The following is a 3,736-nucleotide window of genomic DNA, read 5'->3' as shown; positions in this document are numbered from 1 at the left end:
GCCGACCCGCACAGCGTCCGGCTGGCCGTGCACCGCGCCGATCTGATCCGCGTCGCCGCACCGGATCTCGCGACCGCCGCCGCCACCCGCACCGAACTGCGCGCCGCGATCGCCGCCGCCGGCCGCGACCCGAACCAGGTCCGGGTGCTGCTGGACCTCGATATCCATCTCGCCGCCACCGTCGACGCGGCCGCCGCCGAGGTCGCCCAGCTGGAGGACTGGATCGCCACCCCGGCCCCGCCGACGGTATTCCACATCGGCACCGCCGCCGAACTCCGCGACATCCTGCACCGGGTCGAAACCGACTGTGCCGCAGACGGTGTGGTGCTGCGACCGCTGGCCCTGCCCGCCGTCCTGCCGCACCTGCCCGCCCTCACCCCGACCCTGCGCGGCCGACTGGGCCTGGCGCGCCCGGCCTCCCGCTACGCGACCGCCTGAGGAGCCACCATGCCGGATCCCCGACTGCGCAAACAGATTCACCTGGCCGCCCACTTCCCGGGCGTCAACCACCACACCGTGTGGACCGATCCCGCCTCGGGCAGCCAGATCGACTTCGACTCCTTCGTGCACCTGGCCCGCACCGCCGAGCGCGGACTGTTCGACTTCTTCTTCCTGGCCGAGGGCCTGCGCCTGCGCGAACACCGCGAGCGCATCCACGACCTGGACGTGGTGGGCCGCCCGGACACCTTCACGGTGCTCAACGCGCTGGCCGGGGTCACCACGCACCTCGGTCTCGCGGGCACCATCAACACCACCTTCAACGAACCCTTCGAGCTGGCCAAGCAATTCGCGAGCCTGGACCACCTCTCCGGCGGCCGCGCCGCCTGGAACGCGGTCACCTCCTCGGACGCGTTCACCGGCGAGAACTTCCGGCGCGGCGGCTATCTGGAGCACGCCAAGCGCTACACCCGGGCGCGTGAGGTGGTCGACGCCACCCGGGCGCTGTGGGACAGCCGTCCCGCCGGTGAGCTCGTGATCGACCGGGAGCGCGGGATTTTCGCGCCGCCGGTGCCGGCCGCCCACTTCGCCAGCGAGCAGTTCGAGATCGACGGGCAGTTCGTGCTGCCGCGCAGTCCGCAGGGCTATCCGGTGCAGATCCAAGCGGGGGACTCCGACGAGGGCCGCGAATTCGCCGCCGCCACCGCCGATGTCATCTTCAGCGCGCACGGCGAACTCGAGGACGGGCAGCGGTTCTACCAGGATGTGAAGGGCCGCCTGGCCAAGTACGGCCGCGACCGCGACGAGCTGAAGATCCTGCCCGCCGCCGGATTCGTACTCGGCGACACCACGGCCGACGCGCACGAGCGGGCGCACCACCTGCGTCGTCAGCAGGTGACCCCGCAGACCGCCCTCGCCTTCCTCGAACAGGTCTGGGGCCGTGATCTTTCCGGCTACGACCCCGACGGCCCGCTGCCGGACATCGAACCGGCCGCCGAGGTGAACATCACCCGCGGCCGGGTCCGCCACGCCAAGGACCCGCACGCCATCGCCGCGGCCTGGCGGGCCAAGGCCGCCGCCGAACAACTCTCGATCCGCGAGCTCATCATCGCCACCACCGCCCGCCAGCAGTTCGTGGGCACGCCCCGCGAGGTGGCCGCCGAGATCGACCACTATGTCCAGTCCGATGCCGCCGACGGCTTCGTCCTGGTCCCGTACCTCACCCCGGCCGGACTCGACGAGTTCGTCGACAAGGTCGTCCCGGAACTGCAGTCCCTGGGCAGCTTCCGCACCGAGTACACCGGCCCGACCCTGCGCCACCATCTCGGGTTGCGCCACCCACACCACGGCACCGAAGGAGTACGCGCCTCATGACCGCCACCGCCACCGAATTCGACTCGCAGTGGGCCACTTTCCGTACCGAACGCGCCGCCTGGGCGCGGCAACCGCTGGGCTGGCTGAGCCTGACCGCGCTGCACTGGCTGGACGAGCAGGACGAGACCGTCGAGGGGTTGCCCGGCCGCTGGCGCGCCGAGGGCGAGAACGTCCATGTCACCGTCGAACCGGGTGCGTTGTCGCTCGACGGTTCGGCACTCGCCGGGTCCGTGGTGCTCACCCCGGGTGAGGGCGCGCCCGGACTGGAGGTGCGCACCGGCGACCGCGTCATCGAGGTGATCCGCCGCAGTGGCCTGTTCGCGCTGCGGGTGCACGATCCCGCGTCGCCGACCCTGGCCGCCTTCACCGAGATTCCGTCGTATCGGCCGGATCCCGCCTGGGTGGTCACCGGTTCCTTCCAGCCCTTCGACGCGGCGCGGATCGTGACCACCGGCGCGGTGGTGGCCGGTCTCGAGCATCACCACAACGCCACCGGCACGGTGACTTTCGAACTCGGCGGGGAACAGCACACCTTCGTCGTCTTCGGCAGCCCGGCCCTCGGCCTGCACGTGCTGTTCACCGACGCGACCAGCGGTGTCACCACCTACGGCGGTGCGCGGCGGCTCGATCTGACCCAGCCCGCCGCCGACGGCACCCTGACCCTGGACTTCAATCGCGCGGTCAACCTGCCCTGCGCGTTCACCGACTACGCCACCTGCCCGCTCGCCCCGGCCGAGAACCGGCTGCCGCTGGCCGTCGAAGCGGGCGAACAGGATCCGCGGAAGGAGCACGCCGCATGACCATCCCACTCTCGGTCCTGGATCTGGCACCGATCAGCGCCGGATCCACGCCGCAACAGGCCATTCGAAACAGCGTCGACCTGGCCCGGCACGCGGAACGCCTCGGCTACCACCGGTTCTGGGTCGCCGAGCACCATTTCGTGAAGGTCGCCAGCGCCGCGCCGGCCACGCTCATCGGATTGATCGCCGCCGCGACGGAATCCATTCGCGTCGGCTCCGCGGCCGTGCAGCTCGGCCACCACACCTCGATCTCGGTGGTGGAGGCGTTCGGCACCATCGACGCGCTGTATCCGGGCCGTCTGGATCTGGGCCTGGGCCGCTCCGGGCATCGAGGCGACCAGGTGCGCTCCGCGGGCGTGCCGCCGGTGCCCGCCCCGGATCGCCCGACCGAGGTGCGCGACGGCGTGGTGCTGCCGCCGCCGTTCTTCCCCGGTCAGTTGCTCGACTTCTCCAGGGTGAAGGCGGCTTTGGGCGCACTGCACCTGCCCGGCGCGCAGCCACTGCCCTACACCGACCAGGTCGAGGACATTCTCGCGCTGCTGGACGGCACCTACGTCACCCCCGACGGCATCGACCTGCACGCGACACCCGGTGAGGGCGCGGACATCCAGCCCTGGCTGTTCGGCAGCAGCGGCGGCGAAAGCGCCCAGCTGGCAGGGCGATTGGGGCTGCCCTTCGCCGCGAACTACCACGTCTCGCCGGGCACCATCGTGGAGACCGTGGCGGCCTATCAGGCTGCCTTCCGCCCGTCGGTGCGCTTCCCGCGCCCGTACCTGGTGGTGTCCGCCGACGTCGTGGTGGCCGAAACCGATGCCGCCGCACAGCGATTGGCCTCCAGCTACGGCCACTGGGTCTACAGCATCCGCAGTGGCGCGGGCGCCGCGGAATACCTGGATCCCGAGACCGCGCCGCCGCTCTCCGATCAGCAGCGCCGCCTGGTCGACGACCGGGTCACCACCCAGTTCGTCGGCTCCCCGGCCACCGTGGCCGCCCGCTTGCAAGCCCTTCGCAAGCTCACCGGCGCGGACGACACGAACTGCGAAAAGGTGTGCGCGCCAGTCTACTCAGACGGTGTGCAGCAGTGCCCGGTCGGCAATCAACGACAGTGAATGTCGGCGACCACG

At 71.1% G+C, this 3,736-nt stretch carries 4 protein-coding genes; all 4 read left to right on the top strand.

Translation table 11 applies throughout. The features are described 5' to 3' along the window. Positions 1 to 438: LLM class flavin-dependent oxidoreductase (locus ACWELQ_RS40765; RefSeq protein WP_452402338.1), on the top strand; the 438-nt coding region annotated here is incomplete at its 5' end. Positions 439 to 447: 9 nt separating this feature from the next. Next, a complete protein-coding gene (locus ACWELQ_RS40760; RefSeq protein ID WP_452402337.1) occupies positions 448 to 1,812 on the top strand; it encodes an NtaA/DmoA family FMN-dependent monooxygenase in 1,365 nt (454 codons plus the stop codon). Next, the gene (locus ACWELQ_RS40755; protein ID WP_452402336.1) at positions 1,809 to 2,612 is read left to right on the top strand and encodes a DUF1684 domain-containing protein; all 804 of its coding nucleotides are present in this window, start codon (positions 1,809 to 1,811) and stop codon (positions 2,610 to 2,612) included. The genes ACWELQ_RS40760 and ACWELQ_RS40755 overlap by 4 nt, the downstream gene beginning before the upstream one ends. Continuing rightward, complete coding sequence (locus ACWELQ_RS40750) at positions 2,609 to 3,721, top strand: LLM class flavin-dependent oxidoreductase (RefSeq protein WP_452402335.1); 1,113 nt, start codon at positions 2,609 to 2,611, stop codon at positions 3,719 to 3,721. The genes ACWELQ_RS40755 and ACWELQ_RS40750 overlap by 4 nt, the downstream gene beginning before the upstream one ends. The last annotated feature ends 15 nt before the right edge of the window (positions 3,722 to 3,736 follow it).

Source organism: Nocardia sp. NPDC004722, assembly GCF_053601505.1.
The sequence above is the reverse complement of the archived record's forward strand: the minus strand, read 5'-3'. Positions and strand labels throughout refer to the sequence as shown.

Coding starts and splice junctions, on each gene's coding strand:
- ACWELQ_RS40760 (WP_452402337.1), top strand. CDS start 448: ATGCCGGATCCCCGACTGCGCAAACAGATTCACCTGGCCGCCCACTTC.
- ACWELQ_RS40755 (WP_452402336.1), top strand. CDS start 1,809: ATGACCGCCACCGCCACCGAATTCGACTCGCAGTGGGCCACTTTCCGT.
- ACWELQ_RS40750 (WP_452402335.1), top strand. CDS start 2,609: ATGACCATCCCACTCTCGGTCCTGGATCTGGCACCGATCAGCGCCGGA.